This window comes from Variovorax sp. 01T439_2 (assembly GCF_056398445.1).
This window is the reverse complement of sequence record NZ_JBFTPJ010001291.1, coordinates 1-1,192: the sequence shown is the minus strand read 5'-3', so window position 1 is coordinate 1,192 and position 1,192 is coordinate 1. Positions and strand designations below refer to the sequence as shown.

Here is a 1,192-nt window from a genome sequence, read left to right as displayed (position 1 = left end):
TCACCGACCGCCGCGCGATCCGCATCGACGTGCTCTATACGCTGATCCATCGGCTGGGCCTGTTCCGGCTCGCGATGTTCTTCACGCTCGAGCCGTTCTTCGACGAGGGCATCGGCTTTTTGCGCACTGCGGGCTGGGGCACCTTCCACCTCGACGAGGTCTGGCCCGGCGTGACCGATGTGCCGTGGGTGGCCTTTGCGATCTATCTCGTGGTGCTCGACTTCGTGGGCTACTGGATCCACCGGGGCCAGCACCAGTTCCGGTGGTGGTGGGGCCTGCATTCGCTGCACCATTCGCAGCGCCAGATGACGATGTGGAGCGACGACCGCAACCACCTGCTCGACGACATCATCCACGACACGCTCATCGTCATCGTCGCGCAGCTCATTGGCGTGGCGCCGGGGCAGTTCATTGCGTTCGTGGCGTTCACGCAGCTCAGCGAAAGCCTGCAGCACGCCAACCTGAGGCTGGCTTTCGGCGCCATCGGCGAGCGGCTGTGGATCAGTCCGCGCTTCCACCGGCTGCACCACAGCATCGGGCTGGGCCATGAATCGCGCGGCGCCCACACGCTGGGCGGGTGCAACTTCGGCGTCCTGCTGCCATGGTGGGACATGCTCTTTCGCACCGTGAACTTCGAGGAGCGCTACGACCCCACGGGCATCCGCGACCAGGTGGAGCCCGGTGCGGACGGCCGCGTGCGCGACTACGGGCGCGGCTTCTGGGCCCAGCAGTGGCTCGGGCTCAAGCGGATGGCCGGCCGCGGCTGAGCACCGGGCCCGAACCGGGCCGGTTATCCTCGCACCCAATGCGCCTGCTCCTCGATTCCTTCTGGCGCGCGGTCGCCTACTGCATGCTGCCGCGCGTGATCGTGCTGTCGCTGCTGCCGCTGGGCCTGATGGTGCTGCTGGCTGCAGGCTTCGGCTATTTCTACTGGGACGCGACCGTCGCCTGGACCCGCGACGCGCTCGACGCCTGGCCGCTGCTGTCGAGCTTCTGGGGCTGGATCGGACGGCTCTTCTCGGGCGACGTCACGGCCGTGCTGGCGCCGCTGGTGGTGGTGTTTGCCGCCACGCCGGTGATCGTGGTGGTTTCGCTGCTGATCGTGGCCGGCCTCATGGCAGGCCCGCTCACCGCGCTGGTCGCGCACCGCCGCTTTCCCGCGCTCGAACGCAAGAAGGGCGCGTCCTTCTTC

2 protein-coding genes are annotated in these 1,192 nt (G+C 67.9%); both read left to right on the top strand.

Annotation, left to right across the window (positions count from 1 at the left end):
• The coding region (locus AC1DOC_RS34385; protein ID WP_478131670.1) for a sterol desaturase family protein at window positions 1–767 on the top strand (767 nt) is incomplete at its 5' end.
• 38 nt (window positions 768–805) lie between these two features.
• On the top strand, window positions 806–1,192 hold a 387-nt coding region (locus tag AC1DOC_RS34380; RefSeq protein WP_478131669.1), incomplete at its 3' end, for an EI24 domain-containing protein.